Here is a 21,810-nt window from a genome sequence, read left to right as displayed (position 1 = left end):
CGAGGTCGCGTTGGAGCCGCCCTTCCCGCCGCCGGCCGAGGCGTTGGTGGCGCCGCCGGTGCCGGTCAGGCAGGGCGCGGCGCCCTGCCGGTCGCAGGGCTTCGGGTACGGCGCGGTCTGCGCCAGCCTGTTGTGCCCGTCGGGGCTGAAGGTCGGGTTGTTGCAGTGCTTGATGTCGATCGACTGCGTCTGCACGCCGGGGATCCGGCGGATCTGGTCGAGACCGGCCTGCACCAGGTTGATCGGCAGGGGCGAGTAGCCGAGCGACGGCGCCTGTTGCTGGCCCTGGCACATGAAGTAGTAGGAGAACGCGCCGAGCGTCTTGCCCTTGGTGGCGGTGAAGGTCCCCTGCACCTTCAGCGGCAGGATCATGTACGAGTAGCTGGACAGCGGGTAGTTGCGCCGGTCGGTGTCGGTGTAGACGGCGCCGAGCTGCTGGGTCAGGTAGTCCGGCGAGTCCTTGTTGGTGTTGATCTTCGCCTTGAGCAGCGAGACGGCCACGTTCTGCGGGGTCGGCTCGGTGTAGTAGCCGGCGTGGTTGAGGATCTTGGCGACCGGGAAGTGCGCGTTCAGCGCGTACGAGTAGTTGACGTACCCGATCGCGCCCTCGCCGTAGCCCTGCGCCACATAGCCGGCCACGCCCAGGTCGCCGGACTGCGCGATCATCCCGGACAGCGTCGGGTAGTTCGAGGTCGCGCCGCACGCCCCGGCCCGGCCGACCTTGCCGCAGTACGCGTTCCACAGCGCCTTGTGCTGGTCGGCCATCCACATGGTGAACTGGGCGGTCGAACCGGAGCCGTCGGAGCGCACCACCGGCACGATCGAGCGGTGCGGCAGTTGCAGGCCCGGGTTGTCGGCCTTGATGACCGGGTCGTCCCAGAACTTGACCACGCCGGTGAAGATCTTGGTGACCACGTCCCCGGACAGCCGCAGATTGGTCACCGCCTTGCCGCCGACGGTCAGGTGGTACATGAAGACCGTGCCGCCCGCCACGATCGGCATGTACGCGTACGAGCCCGACGCCGGGTTCTCCGGCGCCGACCCGTCGGTGGGGTGCGTCTGGAACGGGATGTCGCTGACCGCGAAGTCCACCGTGCCGTTGAGGAACTGCCGCCGCCCGTCGGACGATCCGGTGCCGGAGTAGCTGATCCGCATCCCGTACTGCGTGACGTCCCGGCGCCACTCGTCCACCGCGTTCTCGGCCCAGGTCGAACCGGCGCCGGAGATCGGCGTGTAACTCGGGTCGGCGGAGGCCGCGGTGGCGGCCGGGCCGAGCAGCACGGTGCCGAACAAGGTGAGCAGCGCCAGGACCAGGCGGGCCCGGCTTTCCAGGGCGGGCGCGCGCCGCAGGGCGCCGCCGGGTGTGTTGAGCGGCATCAGGCGTTCTCTCCGTCGGGCAGGGGAAGGGCGGGAGCGTGCAGGTCGGCGAAGCGCGAGACGTCCCGGCGCGAGGCGCGCGCGGTACGCCGCGCCTGCCGCCGGGACTGGTGGCCGGGGCCGCGCCCGCCGAGGACGCGGGCGACCGCGAACAGGACCAGGACCAGGGCCATCAGCACCGCGGCCGCGCCGAAACCGCGCGCGATCATCGCCGGTTCCGGTGACTTGACGAAGGTGAAGACGGCCAGCGGCAGCGAGACCATCGGGCCGTGGGTCGGGTCGCCGTTGAGCGCGGCGGTGAAGCCCGCGGTGAGCAGTACCGGCGAGGTCTCGCCGATGCCGCGCGCGGTGCCGAGGATGACGGCGGTCGCCAACCCCGAGCGGGAGGTGGGCAGTACGACATGCCACACGGCCCGCCAGCGCGGGGCGCCGAGCGCCTCGGATGCCTCCAGCAGCGTTCCCGGCACCAGCCGCAGCACCACGTCCGCGGCCCGGATCACGATCGGCAGCATCATCAGGCTGATCGCGAACGCGGCGGCCAGGCCCGACTTCTGCTGCCCGAGGATGAGGATCCAGGTCGCGTAGACCATCAGGCCGGCCACGATGGACGGCAGGGCCGTCATCGCCTCGACCACGGTCCGCACGAAACGCGCGTAGCGGCCCGGCGTCTGGTTGAGGTACACCGCGCAGGTCAGGCCGAGCGGCACCGTGATGGCCAGCGCGATCACGATCATCAGCAGGGTGCCGAGCATCGCGTGCGCGATGCCGCCGACCGACAGCGGGTCCAGCGGACCGGCCTTCTGCATGTCCTGGGTGAAGAAGTTGCCGTGCGGCAGTGCCTGCCGCCCGCGCCACAGGGTGAATCCCACCACCAGCGCCAGCGCGGCGAACAGCACCGTCGCCGCCGACCACAGCACGACGGTCATCACCCGGTCGCGGACCGCGGGACCGTCCTCGTCGAGCCCGACGAGCATCGCGTATCCGGCCAGGAACACCAGGTACCAGGTGACGGTGAAGCCCAGTGGGCCGGACAGCGGGGCGAGTTCGCCGAACAGCAGCAAGGTCACGCACAGCGCGGACGTCGCCGCGCCCAGCAGCGACAGCACCCCGGTCCGGGACAGCCCGCCGATCCGGCGCGGCACATCGGGGACTTCGGGTGCCACCGGGTCGTTGGCAGCGGGCACCGGGGCGGCCGGGGCTTTGTCGATCACGGTCATCTCATGCCTCGCTCTGCGCGCCGGACCGGGACCGCGCCACGATCGAGGACGCGGTGAAGTTGACCACCAAGGTGAGGACGAACAGCGCCAGACCGGCCGCCATCAGCGCGGACATGCCGAAGTCGGAGGCGTCGCCGTAGTGCAGCGCGATCAGCGAGGAGACCGAGTTGGACCCGGTCTGCAGGATGTGCGGCTGAATGGTGAAGACCGGCGAGATGATCAGGTAGACGGCGATGGTCTCGCCGAGCGCCCGGCCGAGCCCCAGCATGGTGCCGCCGATCAGCCCGCCGCGCCCGTACGGCAGGACCACCGAACGGATGACGCCCCATCGGGTGGCGCCCAGCGCGTAGGCGCCCTCGCGCTCGCCGGCCGGTGCCTGGGCGAAGACCTCGCGCATCACCGAGCACTGGATCGGCGCCACCATCAGGGCCACGACGATGCCGGCCACGAAGGTGGAGGCGGTGTACACGCTCGCCGAGGCCAGCGGCGAACCGGGCTGGGTGCCGTCGACCTTGAACAGCGGTATCCAGCCGAACCAGTCGGACAGCCAGCGCGACAGGCCGATCACCCGGGCCTGCAGGAAGAACAGCCCCCACAGGCCGTAGACCACCGACGGGACCGCGGCCATCAGGTCGACCAGCGCGATCAGCGTCCGGCGCAGCCGGCGCGGCGCGACATCGGTGATGAACAGCGCGGTGCCCAGCGCCAGCGGCAGCGACAGTGTCACCGCGACCAGGGCGATCAGCACCGTCCCGGTCAGCACGGCGGCGATGCCGAAGTGGTGGACGTCCGGCTGCCACTGGGAGGTGGTCAGGAAGGAGAACCCGGTCGCGCGCAGCGCCTGGGTCGCCCTGAGCAGCAGGAACAGCCCGACGGCGGCCATGATGGCAAGCACCGCGGTGCCGGTGGCCGTCAGTTGGAGCCGGAAGATCCGGTCGCCGAGGCCGCGGGTGGCCACCAGCTCGCGCGGTACGTCGTCACCGCTCGCCGGTCTGCCCGACCCCGCTTCTGCGGACGCCATTCGAGGACCCCCCTAGGTCTCGGGCGCCCACATCGCAAGCTTGCGCCGTCAGGGGGAGATTCAAATGCCGGTTCAATGCCGGAACATCCCTGCCGGGGCGTCCATTCGGCAAACAGCACATGAGCGGGTGGCGATTGTGACGTGTGAACCCTGTGAGACGACATGCCGGGGCCGTGCGGCGCCCCCGACCGGTCCGATACGGCCCGGCCGCGCCCCGAACGCGCCCCGGACCGGGCCCCGGCAGGGCGCTTGGCGGGTGCCGGCCGGTGGACCCCTCCGGACAGGGCCTAGCTGAAGACGATCATCGATCCCTGGCCCAGCGACCGGGTGGCCGCCGCGTGCAGACCCAGCCAGACGTGGTGCTCGCGCGCGAACGGGCTGCCGGGGGCGGCCGCCGGCGGCAGCACGGCCGGCTCCTCCAGCGTGGTGTGGCGGTCCGGCGGCGCGGGGGCGGCCGGCGGGTTGGCCGGGTCGATGCCGATCGAGGGGGCGACGAACTCCAGCTCCCGCAGCAGCCCGTGGCTGGAGCCCAGCGGGCCGCCGCTCTCCAGCAGCTCGTCGTTGACCACCGGCTGCGGGAAGTCCAGCGGGACATACGCGCCCGCGTGGTCGTAGTGCCAGACCAGGTGCGAGCGCTGCGCGGTCGGCTCGAACATCTCCAGCAGCTGCTCGTAGTCGCCGCCGAGCGCGTCCACCGGGGTGACTTCCAGGCCCTGGAGGCTGAGCAGATAGGCCCGCCGCAGGAAGTGCAGCGCGTCGTAGTCGAAGCAGGCGACCGGCCCGACATCCCCCGACAGCCCGGGCATGTAGCTGTAGACGGGGACGGGCGGCTGTCCCGCGTCACTCAACGCCTTGTCGTAACGCGCGAGTTCCTCGGAGAACGGGTTTTCCGGGCTGTGGCAGAGCACGTCCACGAGCGGCACCAGCCACAAGTCGCAGGCCACGAACACTCCATCCGGTCGGGGGCGTACAGCGTAATTCGACCGGGGCGGTCACGTCAGGACCGTGCGGGCGCGAGCTTCTCGATCAGGGCGCGGGTGTGCTCGTTGTACTCCAAGGTGAGCTCGCGGGCGGTCCCGGCGTCGCGGGCGGCGACCGCCTCCACCAGCGCCACATGGTCCGACCAGCACACCCCCGACAGGTCCTGCAGCGCCCGCAGGTGCGGGACCGCGTAGATCCAGGTCTGGGTACGGACCCGGTCCAGGAACTCGCAGATGTGCGGATTGCCGCCGATGGCCGCCAGCTCCCGCCAGAACCGCAGGTCGCAGCCGATCAGTACGTCCAGCACACCGGCCCGGGCAGCGCGGGCGGCGGCCTCGGCGCGGCGGCGCACCGAGGCGATCGCGTCGGCCGGCAGGTCCCCCATGCCGTCCTCGGCCACCGCGCGGAACAGGGCCTCGACCACGAAGACACGGGCCTCGGTCAGCGAGCGGAAGTCGGCCGGGGTCAGCCGCCGCACCTGGAAGCCGCGGTGCTGCTCGATCTCCAGCAGCCCCTGTGCGGCCAGGTCCACCAGCGCCTCGCGCACCGGCGTGGCGGACACCTCGTAGGTGTCGGCGATCTCCTTGACGGTGAAGTGGCGGCCGGCCCGGAGCCGGCCGGTGAGCACTTCCTCCCGCAGGGCATCGGCGATCTGCTGGCGCAGGCTGCTGCGCCGTACCCGCGCTGCGCCGCCCAGCGGCATGCCCGTCTCCTCGTCTCGCCGGTCGTACACACGTCTGGCCCCGGACACCTTAGGCGAGGGCGGGCCGTCGAGGCCGCCTTCCGGTTTCGACCACCACTGACCGCTTGGCGTTCATACGCCTATTCTTCGCCGTACGAGTTCGCCCCACGAGCGAGCGAAAGGCCGGGCGGGACATGCGATGGACGAGCTGAGGGCGGATGATCCGCGGTGGATCGGCGCCTACCGGCTGCTCGGCCGGCTCGGCACCGGGGGCATGGGACGGGTGTACCTGGCCCGGTCCGAGCGCGGTCGCACGGTCGCGGTGAAGCTGGTGCGCGCGGAACTGGCCGAGCAGGACGAGTTCCGCACCCGCTTCCGGCGCGAGGTGCTCGCCGCCCGCCGGGTCGGCGGCGCCTGGACCGCGCCGGTGCTGGACGCCGACACCGAGGCCGAGGTGCCCTGGGTCGCCACCGGATACGTGGCCGGCTCGTCGTTGCAGCAGATCGTCGCCACCGAGTACGGGCCGCTGCCGGAGTCCTCGGTGCGGGTGCTGGCGTCGGGCCTGACCCACGCGCTGGCCGACATCCACCGGGCCGGCCTGGTGCACCGCGACCTCAAGCCGTCCAATGTGATGATCACCATCGACGGTCCCCGGGTCATCGACTTCGGCATCGCCCGCGCGCTGGAGACCGTGGCGGACGGCGCGCTCACCTACACCGGGGCCATGGTCGGCTCCCCCGCCTTCATGTCCCCCGAGCAGGTGCGCGGCGACCGGGTCACCCCGGCCTGCGACATCTTCTGCCTCGGATCGGTGCTGGCCTACGCGGCCACCGGCCTGCAGCCCTTCGGCGCGGCAGCCAGCGGGGTGCACGCGCAGATGTTCCGCATCGTGCAGGAACCCCCGGACCTGGACGCCGTACCGGACGGGCTGCGGGAACTGGTCGCCGCGTGCCTGGTCAAGGAGCCGGCGGCCCGGCCCTCACTGGAGCGGGTACGGCAGCTGCTGGGGACGGACGGGGACGGCGCCACCGGCGCGGCGGCCCCGTCCGCCGCCGACGAGCCGTGGCTGCCCGGGGCGATCGTGGCCAGGCTGGGGCGGGAGGTGGTGCGGCTGCTGGAGCTGGAGGCCGCCGAGACGGGCTCGCTGCCGGTGGTCCCGGCCGGCGCGGCGCCATCGGGTCCTGCGCCTTCGGGCGCGCCTTCGGGCCCGGCGCCTTCGGGCCCGGCAGAGCAGGTGCCCGGCCCGCCGCCGGAGCCCGCGGCGGACTACTCGCCGACCTACGTCCCCCCGCCGCCCGCCGAGCAGGACCTGCCCGGCCATCGGGCCGCGCCGCCGTTCTTCCCCGTGTCCCGCCCGGAAGCCGGGACCCCGTCCGGACCGCCGGTACGCAAGGGCCGACGCGGAACGCTCGTCGCCGTCCTGGCGCTGCTCGCGGTGATCGCGGCCGGCACGACCGCCTATGTGGCCATGCGGGAGGGCCGGCTCGACAGTGCGGACCCCAGGGGCCCGGCGCCGTCCACCGCCGGGCCGGGAGGTCCGGCGTCCCGGACGAGTCCGCCGAGCACCCCACCGACCAGCCCGCCGGCCGATGCCACCGGGGCGAACGGCCTGCTGCCGGCCGGCATGGTCGGGACCTGGCACACCACGCTCCCGAGCAGCACCGGCGACGAGAGCAGCCGGACGCTGAAGATCCACGCCGACGGCTCGGTCGAACTGCTCGGCACCGGGGACGGCTACGACTGCTCCTGGTCGATGCGGGTCACCTCCCCCGGACCGCCGGTCAAGCTGAGCCCCTCGACGCTGACCAGCGGCCCGGCCGCCTCCTGCGGACCGGGCGAGGCCACCACACTGACCCTGATCGACCCGGCCCACCTGCGCCGTACCAATGTGTCCGGCGACCTGGCGGGGCTCACCTACCGGAAGATGTGAGCCCCGCCCGCCCGTACGAGCGGGGCCCGCACCGCGTCAGCCGACCCTCACCGGGCCGCCCCGCACGGCGCCGTATCTCACAGGAACGAGTTGATCTCGATCGTCTCGCTGCGGCCCGGGCCGACGCCGATCGCCGAGATCGGCGCCCCGGACATCTCCTCCAGTGCCTTCACATAACCCTGCGCGTTCTTCGGCAGGTCGGCGAAGCTCTTCGCCTTGGTGATGTCCTCCGACCAGCCGGGCAGGAATTCGTAGATCGGCTTCGCGTGGTGGAAATCGCTCTGGCTGTACGGCAGTTCCTCGACCCGGCGGCCGTCGATCTCGTAGGCGACGCACACCGGGACCTGCTCCCAGCCGGTGAGGATGTCCAGCTTGGTGAGGAAGAAGTCCGTCAAGCCGTTCACCCGGGTGGCATACCGGGCGATGACCGCGTCGAACCAGCCGCAGCGCCGGTTGCGCCCGGTGGTGACACCGAACTCGTGGCCGATGGTACGGAGCTTCTCGCCGTCCTCGTCGAGCAGTTCGGTGGGGAACGGCCCGGCGCCCACACGCGTTGTGTAGGCCTTGAGGATGCCGATCACGCGGGTGACCTTGGTCGGGCCGATACCGCTGCCCGTACAGGCGCCGCCCGCGGTCGGGTTGGACGACGTGACGAAGGGATAAGTGCCGTGGTCGACATCGAGCAGCGTGCCCTGACCGCCCTCCATCAGCACCACCTTGCCCTCGTCGAGGGCGTTGTTCAGGATCAGTCCGGTGTCGGCGACGAAGGGCTTGATCCGCTCGGCGTATCCGAGGTATTCCTCCACGATCTGCTGGGTGCTGATCGCGCGCCGGTTGAAGATCTTCACCAGGATCTGGTTCTTGTCCTGCAGCGCCGCGTCGACCTTCTGCTGGAGGATCGACTCGTCGAACAAGTCCTGGACCCGGACACCGACCCGGTTGATCTTGTCCGCGTAGGCCGGCCCGATACCGCGCCCGGTGGTGCCGATCTTGCGCTTGCCCAGGAAGCGTTCCGTCACCTTGTCGATGGTCTGGTGATAGGGCGTGATCAAGTGGGCGTTACCGCTGATCAGCAACTTGGAGGTATCGACGCCGCGTTCGTTCAGCCCGCTCAGCTCGGAGAGCAGGACCGCCGGATCGACCACCACGCCGTTGCCGATGACCGGCACACAGCCCGGTGACAGGATTCCGGACGGGAGGAGATGCAGTGCGTATTTCTGGTCACCGACCACGACCGTGTGGCCGGCATTGTTGCCACCCTGGTAGCGGACCACGTAGTCCACGGAGCCGCCGAGCAGGTCGGTGGCCTTCCCCTTGCCCTCGTCACCCCACTGAGCACCGAGCAGCACAAGTGCGGGCACAGGCGTACACCCCTTCCGGGCGGGGCATGTCCAACGTGCAGAGAGCCGTCGAACCTGCCCCGGAATAGACGAAGCCCCTGACGCAAAGGCGCAAGGGGCTCTTGCACCGAGATTTTACCTGAGGAAGGACCAAGGTGTCGGCTCAAGCCCCGGCCGGGCATCCCCTGCTCGTGGTCATCGACCCCGCGGCACGCGCAACTGATGGCGAATCCGTACGGATCGCCAAGGATGTGCTGTGCGCGGGCGCGGGTTCCGTGAAGATCGTCTTCCCGGATTCCGCCGAGGAGGTGGAGCGGGCGCTGGCGCACCGCGGCAGACGGCACCCGGTGGTGCTCGGCGACGACGCGGCGCTGCTGCGCACCATCAGCGCGATGCACCGCGACCGCTCGCTGCGGGAGGCGCCGGTATCGCTGGTGCCGATCGGGCCGCGCTCGGCGCTGGCCCGGGCGCTGGGGGTGCCCGACGGGGTGCCGGCCGCCGCGCGGGCGGTGCTGGAGGGCATCGAGCGCGATCTGGACCTTTTGGTGGACGACATCGGCGGCATCGTGCTGGGCGCGCTCAGCATCCCGTGCGGCATGCCGCAGGCCCACAGCGGCGCGCACTGGTGGACCCCGGTGGAGAAGACCGCCCGCTCCCTGGTACGCACCTTGACCTCGCCGATCCCGGTCAACGGCCACCAGCCGCCGCGTCTTCAGCGGCTGCGCGTGGAGGCGGACGGGGTGCTGCTGGCGGATCTGGACGAGCCGGTGCACGAGGTGTCGGTCCGCTGCGCGCCCACCGGCCTGGCCGAGATCTCGGTCCGCCGCACTCACGACGCCCCGGCACAGGTGAGCGCCCGCGCCCGGACGATCACCGTCTCCGGCCGCGACTTCCGCTACCGCGCGGACTCGGCGATCACCGGGCCGGTACGGACCCGGACCTGGACGGTGGAACCGGCCGCGTGGCGGCTGACGGTGCCGCGGTAGGGGGTCGCGGGAGGGGGTCCCGGGGTCCCACCTGGCGGTCGCGGCAGGGGTCCCAGCAGCGGGTCGTGGCCCGGCTGCCGGCCCGGCTGCCGGCCTGGGCGGGGGGCCGTGGCCGACGCTGCCCGCGGGCGCGGCCGTCACCAGCCGACCCGCAGCTCCTCGACGCCCCGGATGACGTAGCCCGGCCGCCAGTCCGGCTCGGCGAGCAGCTTCGGGCCGGGGGCCAGCCGCAGGAAGGCGCCGAAGGACGCGGCCAGTTCGAGGCGGGCCAGCGGGGCGCCCAGGCAGTAGTGGATGCCGGCGCCGAAGGTCAGGTGGCGGTTGCCGTCGGCGGGGCGGGTGATGTCGAAACGGCCGGGTGAATCGAAGCGGGCCGGGTCGCGGTTGGCCGAGCCGAAGAGCAGGGCGACTTCCGAGCCGCGCGGGACCCGGGTGCCGCCGACCTCGATGTCGTCCAGCACCCAGCGCTCGAACATCTGCAACGGGGTGTCGTAGCGCAGCAGTTCCTCCACCGCGTCGCGCAGCCGCCCGGGCTCCCGCTGGAGCAGCGCCAGCTGGTCCGGGTGGTGGAACAAGGTCAGCCAGCCGACCGTGGTGGTGTTCACGGTGGCCTCGTGGCCGGCGTTCAGCAGCAGCACGATCGTGGAGACCATCTCCTGCTCGCTGAGCACATCCCCGTGGTCCTGCACCGCGACCAGCGCGCTGATCAGGTCCTCGCCGGGATCCGCGCGGCGGGCGGTGATCACCTCCCGCAGGTAGCCGGAGAACTCCTCGCTGGCCCGGACCGCGGCGGCCGCGGCCGCCGCGCTGGGATTCAGCTCGAACATGCCGGTGATCGCCGCCGACCAGGGCCGCAGCAGCGGGCGGTCGGCAGCCGGGATGCCGAGCATCTCGGCGATCACCGCGACCGGCAGCGGTTCGGCGACCCGGGCCAGCAGATCGCCGCCGCCGTCGGCGTGGAAGGCGGCGACGAGTTCGGTGGCCAGCCGTTCGACGGTGGGCGCCAGCGCTTCCACCGTGCGCGGTGTGAACGCCTTGGCGACCAGCCGCCGGACCCGGGAGTGAGCGGGCGCCTCCAGGTCGAGCAGGCCGTTGCCGTTGAGCGTGGTGAAGGGCTCGTGCCCGGCCGGCGGGCCCTGGCGGCCGAACTCATCATGGCTGAAGCGGTGCAGATACGTGCGGCCCAGGCGCCGGTCGCGCAGCAGCGCGCTCACGTCGTCGTAGTGCGGGATCAGCCACTGCCCGGTCGGCTCGAAGAAATGCGCCCGCCCGGCCGCGCGCAACTCCTCGTAGGCGGGATACGGGTCGGCGACGAAAGCGGCGGACCACGGGTCGAAGGAGGCGGCGGGCGGGGTGGCCGACGACGGCGCGGCCGAGGTGGGTGTCATGGTGTCTCGATCAGTCCGTGTTCGCGCAGGTAGTCGAGCTGGGCGAGGACCGACAGCTCGGCGGCGGGCCAGAGCGCCCGGTCCACGTCGGCGTAGACGTGGGCGACGACCTCGGCGGGGCTGCCCAGCCCCTGCTCGACGGCGGTCTCCACCTGCGCCAGGCGGTGCGCGCGGTGGGCGAGGTAGAACTCGACGGCGCCGCGCGCGTCGGCGAGCACCGGTCCGTGGCCGGGCAGGATCGTGTCCACGCCGCCGTCGACGGTGAGCGCCTGGAGGCGCCGCAGCGAGTCCAGGTAGTCGCCGAGCCGGCCTTCGGGGTGGGCCACCACGGTGGTACCGCGGCCCAGCACGGTGTCGCCGGTCAGCACCGCGTCGTCGGCGGGCAGGTGGAAGGAGAGCGAGTCCGCGGTGTGCCCGGGGGTGGCCACCACTCGCAGCTCCAGACCGCCGGTGGTCACCGTGTCCCCCGCGACCAGTCCCTCGTCGCCGAGCCGGAGCGCCGGGTCCAGCGCGCGCACCGGGGTACGGGTCAGCTCGGCGAACCGGGCGGCGCTCTCGGCGTGGTCGGGGTGGCCGTGGGTGAGCAGGGTCAGGGCGATCCGCAGGTCCGCGCGCTCGGCGGTGGCCACCACGTTCGCCAGGTGCGCCTCGTCCAGCGGGCCGGGGTCGATGACGACGGCAAGCCGGGAGCCCGGCTCGGCGACGATCCAGGTGTTGGTGCCGTCCAGGGTCATCGCCGAGGGGTTCGGGGCCAGTACGCACCGCGCGCGGTCGGTGGCCCGGCCACCGACCGGGGAGCGGGGCCGGCCGGGTGGCGGCGGTGGGGTCGGCCCGGTCATCGGACCTCCTCCCGCGACGCGTCCGGCCCGGCCGGGAAGACCTGGGTGAACTCGTCGTGGCCCGGCCAGCTCAGCACGACGCTGCCGTCCTCGCCCACCTCGGCCCGGGCCAGCACCGGGCTGAGGTCACGGCCCGGCGCGGCGGCGAGGGCGTCGGCCGCGGCACCGTACGGGAGCAGGGCGCGCAGCGTGCTGACGGTGGGCGGCAGCATGACCAGCTCGCCGCGGTCGTAGCCCGCGACGGCTTCGGCGGGGCGCAGCCACGCGGTGCGGTCGGCCTCGCCGGAGACGTCCCGGGTGCGCTGGCCCGCCGGGAGCAGGGCCAGGAAGAACCAGGTGTCGTAGCGGCGCGCCTCGAACTCCGGGGTGATCCAGCGGGCCCAGGGGGCGAGCAGGTCGGAGCGCAGCACGAGGTGGCGGCGGGCCAGGAAGTCGGCGAAGGCCAGCTCGTGGCGGACCAGGGCGGTCCGGTCGGCCTCCCAGTCCTCGCCGGTGGTGTCGGCGACGACGGCCGATGCGTCCGGCCCGGCGAGCAGCACGCCGGACTCCTCGAACGTCTCCCGCACCGCCGCGCACACCACCGCCTGCGCGTGCGCCGGCGCCACCCCGAGGGCGGCGGCCCACGTATCGAGCCCCGGCCCGGCCCAGCCCACCGGCCGCTCGTCCCTCGGGTCCACCCCGCCACCCGGATAGGCGTACATCCCCGCGGCAAAAGCCATCCCGGCGTGGCGCCGCAGCATGTGCACCACGGGCCCGTCCCGCCCGTCCCGCAGCAGCAGCACGGTGGCCGCCCGCCGCGGCGCCGCCGGCACCAGCTCCCCGTCCCGGAGCGCCCGAATCCGCTCGGGCCACGCCGCGGCCACACCGCCACCGTCCATCGAGGTCATGGCCCGGACTTTACGGCGTCTGTTCGACCGCGGGGTAGCCCCGCCCCCGCGCAGGCGGCGCACCCGGCCGCAGTGGCCCGCACCGGCCGGCACCAGCCCGGCGCGGTCCCGGGCCGGTCACCCGAACGCCCCGCGGCCCCCGGGTCCCAGGGGTGCGTGCCCCGCGCGGCGGGACGCGCCCGGACGGGTCAGTGCGTCAGTCCGTGAGTCCCGTCGGTCAGCCGGTCAGTCGGTCAGTCGGTCAGTTCGACCTGGATCTCGACCTCCACCGGGGCGTCCAGCGGGAGGACGGTCACCCCCACCGCGCTGCGGGCGTGGACGCCCCGCTCGCCGAGCACCTCGCCGAGCAGCTCACTCGCTCCGTTGACGACCCCGGGCTGGCCGGTGAAATCGGGGGTGGAGGCGACGAAGCCGACCACCTTGACGACGCGGGCTATGCGGTCGAGATCGCCGATCACGGAACGGACCGCCGCCAGGGCGTTGAGCGCGCAGACGCGCGCCAGCTCCTTCGCCTGCTCGGGGGTGACCTCGGCGCCCACCTTGCCGGTGGCGGGCAGCTTGCCGTCCACCATCGGCAGCTGTCCGGCGGTGAAGACATACGCCCCGGACCGCACGGCCGGCTGGTAGGCGGCCAGCGGCGGCACCACCTCCGGCAGGGTGATGCCGAGCTCGGCCAGCCGCGCCTCGACCGCCCCGCTCATGCCTGCTTCTCCCGCTTGAAGTACGCGACCAGCTGCTCCGAATTCGGCCCCGGCACGACCTGCACCAGCTCCCAGCCGTCCTCACCCCAGGTGTCGAGGATCTGCTTCGTCGCGTGCACGAGCAGCGGCACCGTCGCGTATTCCCACTTCTTTGCCATACGGCGACTGTAGTGCCTCCTCAGCCACCCCCGTCCGCCCCCTGTGGACAACTCGCGGACCCGCCCTGCGGCCCTCCCCAAGGCCGCCCCCGCGGCCCTCCCCAAGGCCGTTCCCGGGGCCGTTCCCGGGGCACGCACTTACCACCCGCGAACCCTCGCCGGACCACTCGCGGATCACCCACGCGTGAACCCGCGCCCGCCTCCCGGCAGCCCTCGGGCTACCCCGCGCGCCGCCCCAACCGGACGGCCAGCGGAGTAGCCGGGCCGTCGAGTGGTTAGGCTCGGAAGGGTGAGCCCTCAACAGTCATCTGCCGTCAGGCTCCACATCGTGACGGGCAAGGGCGGCACGGGTAAGACCACGGTCGCCGCCGCCCTCGCGCTCGCCCTCGCGGCCGAAGGCCGCCGGGTGCTGCTGGCCGAGGTGGAGGAGCGCCAAGGCATCGCACAGATCTTCGAGACCGACGCGCTGCCGTACACCGAACGCCGGATCGCCTCCGCGTCCGGCGGCGGTGAGGTGCACGCGCTGGCCATCGACGCCGAGCAGGCGGTGCTGGACTACCTCGACATGTTCTACAAGCTCGGCCGGGCCGGCCGCGCCCTCAGGAAGCTCGGCGCGATCGACTTCGCCACCACCGTCGCCCCGGGCCTGCGCGACGTCCTGCTCACCGGAAAGGTGTGCGAGGCGGTACGCCGCAAGGACAAGGCCGGCTGGCCGGTCTACGACGCGGTGGTGCTCGACGCCCCGCCCACCGGCCGGATCACCCGCTTCCTCAATGTCAACGACGAGGTCGCCGGCCTGGCCCGGGTCGGTCCGATACACAACCAGGCCCAGGCCGTGATGCGGGTGCTGAAGTCCCCGCAGACCGCGATCCACCTGGTCACCCTGCTGGAGGAGATGCCGGTCCAGGAGACGATGGACGGCGTGGCCGAGCTGCGCCGGGCCGGGCTGCCGGTGGGCGCGGTGATCGTCAACATGGTGCGCCCGGTGCTGCTCGCCGACGCCGAACTGGCGGAGTTCCGCGACCCGACGGCCAACACGGTGGGCGGCAGCGGCGCTGATGCCGCGGCCGGCGCCAGGAACGGCTCCGGCTCGAAGACCGCGAAGACCGCGAAGCCCACGAAGAACGGGAGCGGCAACGGCAACGGAACGGGCTCCGCCGCCAAGCGCCGTACCGCCGTCGCCAAGGCGCTGTCCCAGGCCGGCCTCGGCGGCGCCCGCCGCGGCGGTGTGGCGGAACGTCTCGTCGACCCGCTGCTGGCCCAGGCGCACGAGCACGCCGAGCGGGTGGTGCTGGAGCGCGAGCAGCGCGCCGAGATCGCCGGGCTCGGGCTGCCGGTCCGGGAGTTGGAGCTGTTCGGCGAGGGCATGGATCTGGGCGGCCTCTACCGGCTCGCCGAGAGCCTGCGCAAGCAGGCGACGGTGTTCACCCGGCCGGCGGGCCGCCCCGACGGCGCCGACAGCGGCCTGGACGACACGGAGGACCTGCGCGACTCCGCCCGCCACAGCGACGCGGACGACCCGGCCGACCCGGACGACGAGGACCGACAGTGAGCCTGGAGAGCCCCGTGCTGGACATCGACCCGCTGCTCGACGACCCCAAGACCCGCATCATCGTGTGCTGCGGCTCCGGCGGCGTCGGCAAGACGACCACCGCCGCGGCGCTCGGTGTGCGCGCCGCCGAGCGCGGCCGTACCGCCGTCGTACTGACCATCGACCCGGCCCGGCGCCTCGCCCAGTCCATGGGGCTCACCGAACTCGACAACACGCCGCGCGAGGTGGCCGGAATTGATCGGTCGGCCGGCGGCTCCCTGCACGCGATGATGCTCGACATGAAGCGGACCTTCGACGAGGTCGTGGTCCAGCACTCCGACGCCGAACGGGCCAGGGCGATCCTGGAGAACCCCTTCTACCAATCGCTGTCCGCCGGTTTCGCCGGCACGCAGGAGTACATGGCGATGGAGAAACTCGGCCAGCTGCGGGCGCAGGACGCGTGGGACCTGATCATCGTCGACACCCCGCCGAGCCGCAGCGCGCTGGACTTCCTGGACGCCCCGAAGCGGCTGGGCTCCTTCCTGGACGGCCGCTTCATCAAGCTGCTGATGGCCCCGGCCAAGGTGGGCGGGCGGGCCGGCGTGAAGGTGCTCAACATCGGCATGTCGATGATGACCGGCACGCTCAGCAAGGTGATGGGCGCCGGGCTGTTGCGGGACGTGCAGACCTTCATCTCGGCGATGGACACGATGTTCGGCGGCTTCCGCACCCGCGCCGACGCCACGTACCGGCTGCTCCAGGCGCCGGGCACCGCCTTCCTGGTGGTGGCCGCGCCGGAGCGGGACGCGCTGCGCGAGGCGGCCTACTTCGTGGAGCGGCTGGCCGCCGAGGACATGCCGCTGGCCGGCCTGGTGCTCAACCGGGTGCACGGCAGCGGCGCCGACCGGCTCACCGCCGAGCGCGCGCTGGCCGCGGCCGAGGCGCTGGAGGACGCCGCGGCCGAGGCACTGGAGGACGCCGCGGCCGACGCGGCAGCCGAAGCGGCCGACGCCCTCGACGAGGACGGCGCCCGTGACGAAGACCACGGCCGTGACGAAGGCGACACCGCCGAAAATCTTGGTACCGGCCGCATGGTCGATCCGTCACCCGGGAATGCTGTCCGAGGTAGCGCCGACGGCACCCAGGAACACCAGGACCGTACGGAAGGAGACCGGCAGGCCCGTACGGAACGGCTCACTGCCGGATTGCTGCGTCTGCACGCCGAGCGCATGCAGGTCGTCGCGCGTGAACGACGCACGCGCGACCGCTTCGTGTCCGTGCACCCGGAAGTTCCCATGGTGGACGTGACGGCGCTCCCCGGCGACGTGCACGACCTCGACGGGCTGCGGATGATCGGCCTGCGGCTGGCGGGTCAGCCGGCCGCAGCCTGACCTCCTGCTGTTTCGCGGATTCCGGTCAGCCGGGATCCCGTTCGGCGGAGTCCGCGAAAGCAGTGGACGCGGGTCGGCGGGTCAGCCGGCCACCGCGTAGTCGTCCTCGTCGTCGAGCGGCAGCAGTCCTGTGCTGCGCTCGTACTCCGTGCGTGCCGTCTCCAGCAGCCTCCGCCAGGAGGTCACCATCGGACGGCGGCGCAGGAGCGCCCGGCGTTCACGCTCTGTCATTCCCCCCCACACACCGAACTCCACCCGGTGATCGAGCGCGTCGGCCAGGCACTCGGTCCGCACCGGGCAGCCGGTGCACACCGCCTTGGCCCTGTTCTGGGCCGCGCCCTGGACGAAGAGTTCGTCCGGATCCGTCGTCTTGCACGCCGCTTGCGTGCTCCAGTCGGTTACCCAGCTGCTCATGCTGGCGCCGTCCTCTCCCGAATCGAGGCTCCCCCACGGCGGCAAACGGCATATTCACCGCTGCCAGTTGGGACGTTACGGAAGGTAGGCGCGACGCAACAGCCCTTTCAGGCCCAATCTTGCATGGCCCGAATGGACTATGGGTGCGCGGTAGATCACCCACCGGAGTGACGGTGATCGAATTCGGACTTACGGGACGAATGCGGGTAGTTCGTCGCCCGAGACGCTCAAATCTCTGGGCATATGCCGAAATTCGGACAGTTCTCATCACTCACAAGAGTGACAACGGGAGGCAGAGACGCGCACGACGATCGCGCCCTGTCTGTTACAGAGTAACGAACAGATGGGCGCACGTCCGGTGAATCGCAACGTAGGCTGCCTTCATGGTCCACAAGCGTTCGGGCGGGGGGCTGTCGACGGCCCAGCAGGCCGCCAAGTTCCTCGGTGTCAGCGTGCTCGCCGGTGTCGTCCTGGCAGGAATCGCCCTGCCGGCCACCGGTGCCCTCGGCCTGTCCGCAAAGGGCACCGCCGCGGGCTTCGACCATCTCCCGGGTGAGCTGGAGCAACCCCCGCTGAGCCAGGCGTCCCGGATCCTCGACGCCAACGGCGGCCTGATCGCCACCGTGTATTCCCGCGACCGCACGGTCGTCCCGATCACCAAGATGAGCCCGAACATCCTGCAGGCCATCGTGGACATCGAGGACGCGCGGTATTACGAGCACGGCGCGCTCGACGTCAAGGGCATCCTGCGCGCGATGAGCAACAACGCCTCCACCGGCGACACCCAGGGCGCCTCCACGCTGACCCAGCAGTACGTGAAGAACGTCTTCGTGGAGGAGGCCGGCGACGACGCGACCAAGGTCGCCCAGGCCACCCAGCAGACCGTCGGGCGCAAGATCAAGGAAATGAAGTACGCGATCCAGGTCGAGAAGGAACTCGGCAAGAAGAAGATCCTGGAGAACTACCTCAACATCACCTTCTTCGGCGAGCAGGCGTACGGCATCGAGGCCGCCTCCGAGCGCTACTTCAGCCGGCACGCCGCCGACCTCACCCTCGACCAGGCCGCGCTGCTGGCCGGCCTCGTCCAGTCGCCGAGCCGCTACGACCCCATCAGCGACGAGCAGGAGGCGCTCCAGCGGCGCAACACCGTGCTCGCGCGGATGGCGCAGCTCAAGGACATCACCGCGGCGCAGGCCGCCACCGCGGAGAAGGCGCCGCTGGGCCTCAAGGTGAGCGCCCCCAAGAGCGGCTGCATCACCGCGGTCAACGGCGCCGGCTTCTTCTGCGACTACGTCGAGCACACGTTCCTGGAGAACGCCGCCTTCGGGAAGACGAAGGACGAACGCGCCAAGCTCTGGAACACCGGCGGCCTGACCATCACGACCACCCTCGATCCCAAGTCGCAGCGTTCCCTGCTGAAGGGGATCAACAAGCACGTCTACAAGACCGACGACATCGCCGCGGCGATGACCATGGTGCAGCCCGGCACCGGCAAGGTCCTCGCGATGGGGCAGAGCAAGCCGTACGGCTCCGGCAAGAACGAAACCGAGATCAACTACTCGGTCGACGCCGACATGGGCGGCGGCGGCGGATTCGCCAACGGCTCGACGTTCAAACCGATCACCGCGGCCGCGGCGCTGGAGGCCGGCTTCAAGCCGACCCAGCAGTACCCGGCGCCGTACAAGTTGCCCTACCCCACCGTGACGACGTGCGGTGGGACCGTCATCCCGCCGAACGGGCAGGGCACCCAGAACGAGATGACCAGCGAGGTCGGTCCGTTCCGGATGCCCGAGGCGCTCAAGCGGTCGATCAACACCTACTTCGTGGCTCTGGAGCAGAACGTCGGGCTCTGCCCGATACTGAACATGGCCGCCAAGCTGGGCGTCACCCGCGCCGACGGCACCGCGCTGAAGCCGGTCGCGTCGCTGACCCTCGGCACCAACGAGCTGTCGCCGCTGACGGTGTCCGCCGCGTACGCCGCCTTCGCCAACCGCGGTGTCTACTGCACGCCGGTCGTGATCAACTCGGTCACCAACTCGGCCGGCAAGCACCTGACGGTGCCCAAGTCGCTCTGCTCGCGGGCGATGTCGACGGACACCGCGGACACCCTGAACACCATGCTCGAAGGCGTGGTCGACGACGGTACGGGTACGGCGGCCAACCTCGAAGGCCGGCCCACCGCCGGTAAGACCGGCACCACCGACGACCGCAAGGACGCCTGGTTCGCCGGCTACACGCCGAACGTCGCCGCCGCCGTCTGGATGGGCGACCCGAACGGCGCTGGCAAGAACGGCACCCGCCTGCACATGTCCGACATCACCATCGGCCCCCGCCACTACGGCAAGGTCGAAGGCGCCACCGGCCCCGCGCCGATCTGGAAGGACGCCGTATCCGGCGCTCTCAAGGGCAAGCCGGTGCTGGACTTCATCACCGTCCCGCTCAACATCCCGGACAAGGCCCAGGAGAACCAGACCCCGCCGCCCACCAACCCGGCCGACCCGAACAGCCCGGCGCCCCCGGGCGGTACGGCCACGCCGGGCGACGACGGCAAGCACCGCCACAGCCTGGGCGGTGCGACGAACGGCGGCGTCACGACGATGGGGACCACCACCGGGGTGATCGGCGGCGTGGCCGGCGGCACCGGCGGCGGCACCACGGGCGGCACAACGACCGGCGGCACGACGCAGGGCACCGGGGGCGGCCCCGGCGGCCCGAGCATCCCGCCGATCCTGCTGCCGAGCGGCGGATCGAACGCGGGGGTCGGGCCGTAGGGGGACGCGGGAAGCTGTGGCCGGGTGGGGGTTCGGCGCGGACGGGTTCTCGGTAGGCGGGTCGGCGCGGGCGGGTTCCAGGTAGGCGGGTCGGCGCGGGCGGGTCGGCGTGGGCGGGTCGGCGTGGGCGGGCTCGGGATAGACGGGCTCGGGGCCCGACGGGTTCTACGTAGGCGGCTCGGCGCAGACGAAGGTAAGGGGCACCCCGGTATGAGGGGTGCCCCTTACGCGTGTGCGGGGGCGCGTCAGGCGTGCGCGAGTGGGCGCGACGGTGAGCGGGAGGCCGGCCGGGGGCAGGCTCACCGGGGACGGCCGGGCCGGGCCGGGAGCCGAACCGGGCTCACCGGGCCGGGGCCGGGGCCACGCGGGCAGCCGGAGCACCCGGGAGCGCGCCCGCGGCCGGTGGACCCCCCGGGCACCTCGCGGACCCTGGCCCCGGGTCCGGACCCCGGGCCGTCAGCCCGCCAGCTGGCGCTTGACCTCGGCGGCGACCCGGCCGCCCTCGGCGAGGCCCGCCACCTTGGGACCGGCGACCTTCATCACGGCGCCCATCCCCCGGGGCCCGTCCGCGCCGCTCTCGGCGATGGCGCTCCGGACGATCTCCGACAGCTCCGCATCGGTGAGCTGCTTCGGCAGATACTCCGCCAGCACCTCGCCCTCCGCCTTCTCCCGCTCCGCCGAATCCGTACGACCGCCCTGCGCGAACGCCTCCGCCGCCTCGCGGCGCTTCTTCGCCTCCCGGCCGATCACCTTCAGCACCTCGTCGTCGGAAAGCTGCCGGGCGGTGGTCCCGGCAACCTCCTCCTTGGTGATCGCGGTGAGCGTGAGGCGGAGCGTGGCCAGGCGCAACTCGTCCCGGCCCTTCATCGCCGCGTTGAGGTCGTTCTGCAGTCGCTGCTTGAGGCTGGTCGTGGTCATGCCGTGAATTTTCGCACCCCGGGGACGCCGGCGCGGCGCATTAAACGCCGCCGCTCCAACGCCGGGGCTGGGCACGGGCAGCGCGGGCGCCCTCGCGCGTCTTGGCGCCCGGACTCTGACACGATGGGCACATGCGCGCGCGATACGGAATCCCCCTGGGTGTGACGGCAGCTGGCGCGGCCTGCGTGGCGTACGCGGCCGGCTTCGAGGCGCGGTCCTTCCGCCTGCGCCGCATCGAGGTACCGGTGCTGCCGCCGGGAATGCGACCGATCCGGATCCTGCAGCTCTCGGACATCCACATGGTGTCCGGCCAGAAGAAGAAGCGCCGCTGGATCCAGTCCCTGGCGGGCCTGCGGCCGGACCTGGTGGTCAACACCGGGGACAACCTCTCCGACCCCACCGCCGTCCCCGAGGTGCTGGACGCGCTGGGCCCGCTGATGGAGTTCCCCGGCACGTACGTCTTCGGCTCGAACGACTACTTCGGGCCCCGGTTCCGCAACCCGGCCCGCTACCTGAGCGAGAAGGCCCGCGGCCAGCACGGCCTGAACGGCAAGAACCACGGGGCGCACGGCGTGATCCGCAACCCCTGGGGCGATCTGCGGGATGCCTTCGACGCGGCAGGCTGGGTCGGCCTGAGCAACTCCCGCGGCCGGATCAAGCTCGACCACGGCCCGGTACTCGGCCTGACCGGCCTGGACGACCCGCACATCAAGCGGGACCGCTACGCCGCGGTGGCCGGCGGTCCCGACCCGGACACCGACTTCAACCTGGCCCTGGTCCACGCCCCCTACCTGCGCGTCCTGGACGCCTTCACCGCCGACCGGTACCCCCTGATCCTGGCCGGCCACACCCACGGCGGCCAGATCTGCCTCCCCTTCTACGGCGCCCTCGTCACCAACTGCGACCTCGACACCGACCGCGTCAAGGGCCTCTCCACCCACACCGCCACCGGCTCCACCTCCTTCCTCCACGTCTCCGCCGGCTGCGGCGCCAACCGCTTCACCCCCATCCGCATCGCCTGCCCCCCCGAAGCCACCCTCCTCACCCTCACCTGACCCCCCACCCCCCATCCCCACCCCCCGCGAAACCGGATTTCGCCTCCGGCCCCGGTTCCGCTAAAGTAAAACCCGTTGCACCGGGGTGTGGCGCAGCTTGGTAGCGCGCTTCGTTCGGGACGAAGAGGCCGTGGGTTCAAATCCCGCCACCCCGACTGGTGAAACTGCAGGTGAGGGGCGGTCTTCCGATCAGGGAGACCGCCCCTCACGGCATTCCGGGGCG

Annotated in this window: 19 protein-coding genes and 1 tRNA gene; 7 read left to right on the top strand and 13 right to left on the bottom strand. The window is 72.1% G+C overall.

Going from position 1 to position 21,810, the window contains the following annotated elements; translation table 11 throughout:
- The 5 genes from GA0115240_RS20510 to GA0115240_RS20490 all read right to left on the bottom strand — a co-directional run.
- Positions 1–1,377, bottom strand: a 1,377-nt coding sequence (locus GA0115240_RS20510; RefSeq protein ID WP_093738299.1) for a phosphate ABC transporter substrate-binding protein PstS, incomplete at its 3' end; no start/stop codon positions are given.
- Positions 1,377–2,588 (bottom strand): phosphate ABC transporter permease PstA, encoded by a 1,212-nt coding sequence (gene pstA, locus GA0115240_RS20505; RefSeq protein ID WP_202451563.1) that lies wholly within the window; start codon positions 2,586–2,588, stop codon positions 1,377–1,379. The genes pstA and GA0115240_RS20510, both read right to left, overlap by 1 nt.
- A 7-nt stretch (positions 2,589–2,595) precedes the next feature.
- Positions 2,596–3,615: a phosphate ABC transporter permease subunit PstC gene (gene pstC, locus GA0115240_RS20500; protein WP_093738296.1), complete on the bottom strand. Its 1,020-nt coding sequence runs from the start codon at positions 3,613–3,615 to the stop codon at positions 2,596–2,598.
- Between the two features lie 287 nt (positions 3,616–3,902).
- A complete protein-coding gene (locus GA0115240_RS20495) occupies positions 3,903–4,559 on the bottom strand; it encodes a hypothetical protein (RefSeq protein ID WP_093738314.1) in 657 nt (218 codons plus the stop codon).
- Between the two features lie 53 nt (positions 4,560–4,612).
- A complete protein-coding gene (locus tag GA0115240_RS20490) occupies positions 4,613–5,299 on the bottom strand; it encodes a GntR family transcriptional regulator (protein ID WP_176725123.1) in 687 nt (228 codons plus the stop codon).
- Positions 5,300–5,477: 178 nt separating this feature from the next.
- Between GA0115240_RS20490 and GA0115240_RS20485 the strand changes: the two genes are divergently transcribed.
- A complete protein-coding gene (locus tag GA0115240_RS20485; protein ID WP_093738294.1) occupies positions 5,478–7,208 on the top strand; it encodes a serine/threonine-protein kinase in 1,731 nt (576 codons plus the stop codon).
- 77 nt (positions 7,209–7,285) lie between these two features.
- Here GA0115240_RS20485 and GA0115240_RS20480 read toward each other — a convergent pair whose 3' ends face one another.
- Complete coding sequence (locus GA0115240_RS20480; protein WP_093738292.1) at positions 7,286–8,569, bottom strand: adenylosuccinate synthase; 1,284 nt, start codon at positions 8,567–8,569, stop codon at positions 7,286–7,288.
- Between the two features lie 134 nt (positions 8,570–8,703).
- Here GA0115240_RS20480 and GA0115240_RS20475 point away from each other — a divergent pair, with 134 nt between their 5' ends.
- Positions 8,704–9,534, top strand: a complete 831-nt coding sequence (locus GA0115240_RS20475) for a diacylglycerol kinase (RefSeq protein ID WP_256069902.1) — start codon at positions 8,704–8,706, stop codon at positions 9,532–9,534.
- A 137-nt stretch (positions 9,535–9,671) separates the two neighbouring features.
- Here the strand turns inward: GA0115240_RS20475 and GA0115240_RS20470 are convergent, their stop codons facing one another.
- The 5 genes from GA0115240_RS20470 to GA0115240_RS20450 form a co-directional block, all read right to left on the bottom strand.
- On the bottom strand, positions 9,672–10,922 hold the full coding sequence (locus GA0115240_RS20470) for a cytochrome P450 (RefSeq protein WP_093738290.1): 1,251 nt from the start codon (positions 10,920–10,922) through the stop codon (positions 9,672–9,674).
- Positions 10,919–11,761, bottom strand: a complete 843-nt coding sequence (locus GA0115240_RS20465) for an MBL fold metallo-hydrolase (RefSeq protein ID WP_093738288.1) — start codon at positions 11,759–11,761, stop codon at positions 10,919–10,921. The genes GA0115240_RS20470 and GA0115240_RS20465 overlap by 4 nt, the downstream gene beginning before the upstream one ends.
- The gene (locus tag GA0115240_RS20460; RefSeq protein WP_176725122.1) at positions 11,758–12,648 is read right to left on the bottom strand and encodes an NUDIX hydrolase; all 891 of its coding nucleotides are present in this window, start codon (positions 12,646–12,648) and stop codon (positions 11,758–11,760) included. The genes GA0115240_RS20465 and GA0115240_RS20460 overlap by 4 nt, the downstream gene beginning before the upstream one ends.
- Before the next feature lie 233 nt (positions 12,649–12,881).
- Positions 12,882–13,349, bottom strand: coding sequence for a RidA family protein (locus GA0115240_RS20455; protein WP_093738286.1), 468 nt, complete (start codon positions 13,347–13,349; stop codon positions 12,882–12,884).
- Positions 13,346–13,507 (bottom strand): DUF4177 domain-containing protein, encoded by a 162-nt coding sequence (locus GA0115240_RS20450; protein ID WP_093738284.1) that lies wholly within the window; start codon positions 13,505–13,507, stop codon positions 13,346–13,348. Before GA0115240_RS20450 ends, GA0115240_RS20455 begins: the two co-directional genes overlap by 4 nt.
- Positions 13,508–13,796: 289 nt before the next feature.
- Here GA0115240_RS20450 and GA0115240_RS20445 point away from each other — a divergent pair, with 289 nt between their 5' ends.
- Together GA0115240_RS20445 and GA0115240_RS20440 are read left to right on the top strand one after the other, a co-directional pair.
- Complete coding sequence (locus GA0115240_RS20445) at positions 13,797–15,059, top strand: ArsA-related P-loop ATPase (RefSeq protein ID WP_093738282.1); 1,263 nt, start codon at positions 13,797–13,799, stop codon at positions 15,057–15,059.
- A complete protein-coding gene (locus tag GA0115240_RS20440) occupies positions 15,056–16,429 on the top strand; it encodes an ArsA family ATPase (RefSeq protein ID WP_093738280.1) in 1,374 nt (457 codons plus the stop codon). Before GA0115240_RS20445 ends, GA0115240_RS20440 begins: the two co-directional genes overlap by 4 nt.
- A gap of 81 nt (positions 16,430–16,510) precedes the next feature.
- Here the strand turns inward: GA0115240_RS20440 and GA0115240_RS20435 are convergent, their stop codons facing one another.
- Positions 16,511–16,843, bottom strand: coding sequence for a WhiB family transcriptional regulator (locus tag GA0115240_RS20435; RefSeq protein ID WP_093738278.1), 333 nt, complete (start codon positions 16,841–16,843; stop codon positions 16,511–16,513).
- A gap of 383 nt (positions 16,844–17,226) precedes the next feature.
- Here GA0115240_RS20435 and GA0115240_RS20425 point away from each other — a divergent pair, with 383 nt between their 5' ends.
- Complete coding sequence (locus tag GA0115240_RS20425) at positions 17,227–19,614, top strand: transglycosylase domain-containing protein (protein ID WP_093738276.1); 2,388 nt, start codon at positions 17,227–17,229, stop codon at positions 19,612–19,614.
- A gap of 456 nt (positions 19,615–20,070) precedes the next feature.
- Here GA0115240_RS20425 and GA0115240_RS20420 read toward each other — a convergent pair whose 3' ends face one another.
- A complete protein-coding gene (locus tag GA0115240_RS20420; RefSeq protein ID WP_093738274.1) occupies positions 20,071–20,532 on the bottom strand; it encodes a GatB/YqeY domain-containing protein in 462 nt (153 codons plus the stop codon).
- 131 nt (positions 20,533–20,663) lie between these two features.
- On the opposite strand from GA0115240_RS20420, the gene GA0115240_RS20415 reads away from it, so the two are divergent.
- Positions 20,664–21,587, top strand: coding sequence for a metallophosphoesterase (locus tag GA0115240_RS20415; protein WP_093738272.1), 924 nt, complete (start codon positions 20,664–20,666; stop codon positions 21,585–21,587).
- 81 nt (positions 21,588–21,668) lie between these two features.
- Positions 21,669–21,742: transfer RNA gene (locus GA0115240_RS20410), tRNA-Pro, on the top strand.
- Positions 21,743–21,810 lie beyond the last annotated feature (68 nt).

Origin of the sequence: Streptomyces sp. DvalAA-14 (assembly GCF_900091855.1) — a bacterium.
Lineage (GTDB): Bacteria > Actinomycetota > Actinomycetes > Streptomycetales > Streptomycetaceae > Actinacidiphila.
This window is presented reverse-complemented; position numbering and strand designations above follow the sequence as displayed.

Excerpts from the sequence above, each read along its gene's own strand:
- pstC (WP_093738296.1), bottom strand. The coding sequence starts at position 3,615 with ATGGCGTCCGCAGAAGCGGGGTCGGGCAGACCGGCGAGCGGTGACGAC.
- GA0115240_RS20490 (WP_176725123.1), bottom strand. The coding sequence starts at position 5,299 with ATGCCGCTGGGCGGCGCAGCGCGGGTACGGCGCAGCAGCCTGCGCCAG.
- GA0115240_RS20485 (WP_093738294.1), top strand. The coding sequence starts at position 5,478 with ATGGACGAGCTGAGGGCGGATGATCCGCGGTGGATCGGCGCCTACCGG.
- GA0115240_RS20470 (WP_093738290.1), bottom strand. The coding sequence starts at position 10,922 with ATGACACCCACCTCGGCCGCGCCGTCGTCGGCCACCCCGCCCGCCGCC.
- GA0115240_RS20465 (WP_093738288.1), bottom strand. The coding sequence starts at position 11,761 with ATGACCGGGCCGACCCCACCGCCGCCACCCGGCCGGCCCCGCTCCCCG.
- GA0115240_RS20460 (WP_176725122.1), bottom strand. The coding sequence starts at position 12,648 with ATGACCTCGATGGACGGTGGCGGTGTGGCCGCGGCGTGGCCCGAGCGG.
- GA0115240_RS20455 (WP_093738286.1), bottom strand. The coding sequence starts at position 13,349 with ATGAGCGGGGCGGTCGAGGCGCGGCTGGCCGAGCTCGGCATCACCCTG.
- GA0115240_RS20450 (WP_093738284.1), bottom strand. The coding sequence starts at position 13,507 with ATGGCAAAGAAGTGGGAATACGCGACGGTGCCGCTGCTCGTGCACGCG.
- GA0115240_RS20435 (WP_093738278.1), bottom strand. The coding sequence starts at position 16,843 with ATGAGCAGCTGGGTAACCGACTGGAGCACGCAAGCGGCGTGCAAGACG.
- GA0115240_RS20425 (WP_093738276.1), top strand. The coding sequence starts at position 17,227 with ATGGTCCACAAGCGTTCGGGCGGGGGGCTGTCGACGGCCCAGCAGGCC.
- GA0115240_RS20420 (WP_093738274.1), bottom strand. The coding sequence starts at position 20,532 with ATGACCACGACCAGCCTCAAGCAGCGACTGCAGAACGACCTCAACGCG.
- GA0115240_RS20415 (WP_093738272.1), top strand. The coding sequence starts at position 20,664 with ATGCGCGCGCGATACGGAATCCCCCTGGGTGTGACGGCAGCTGGCGCG.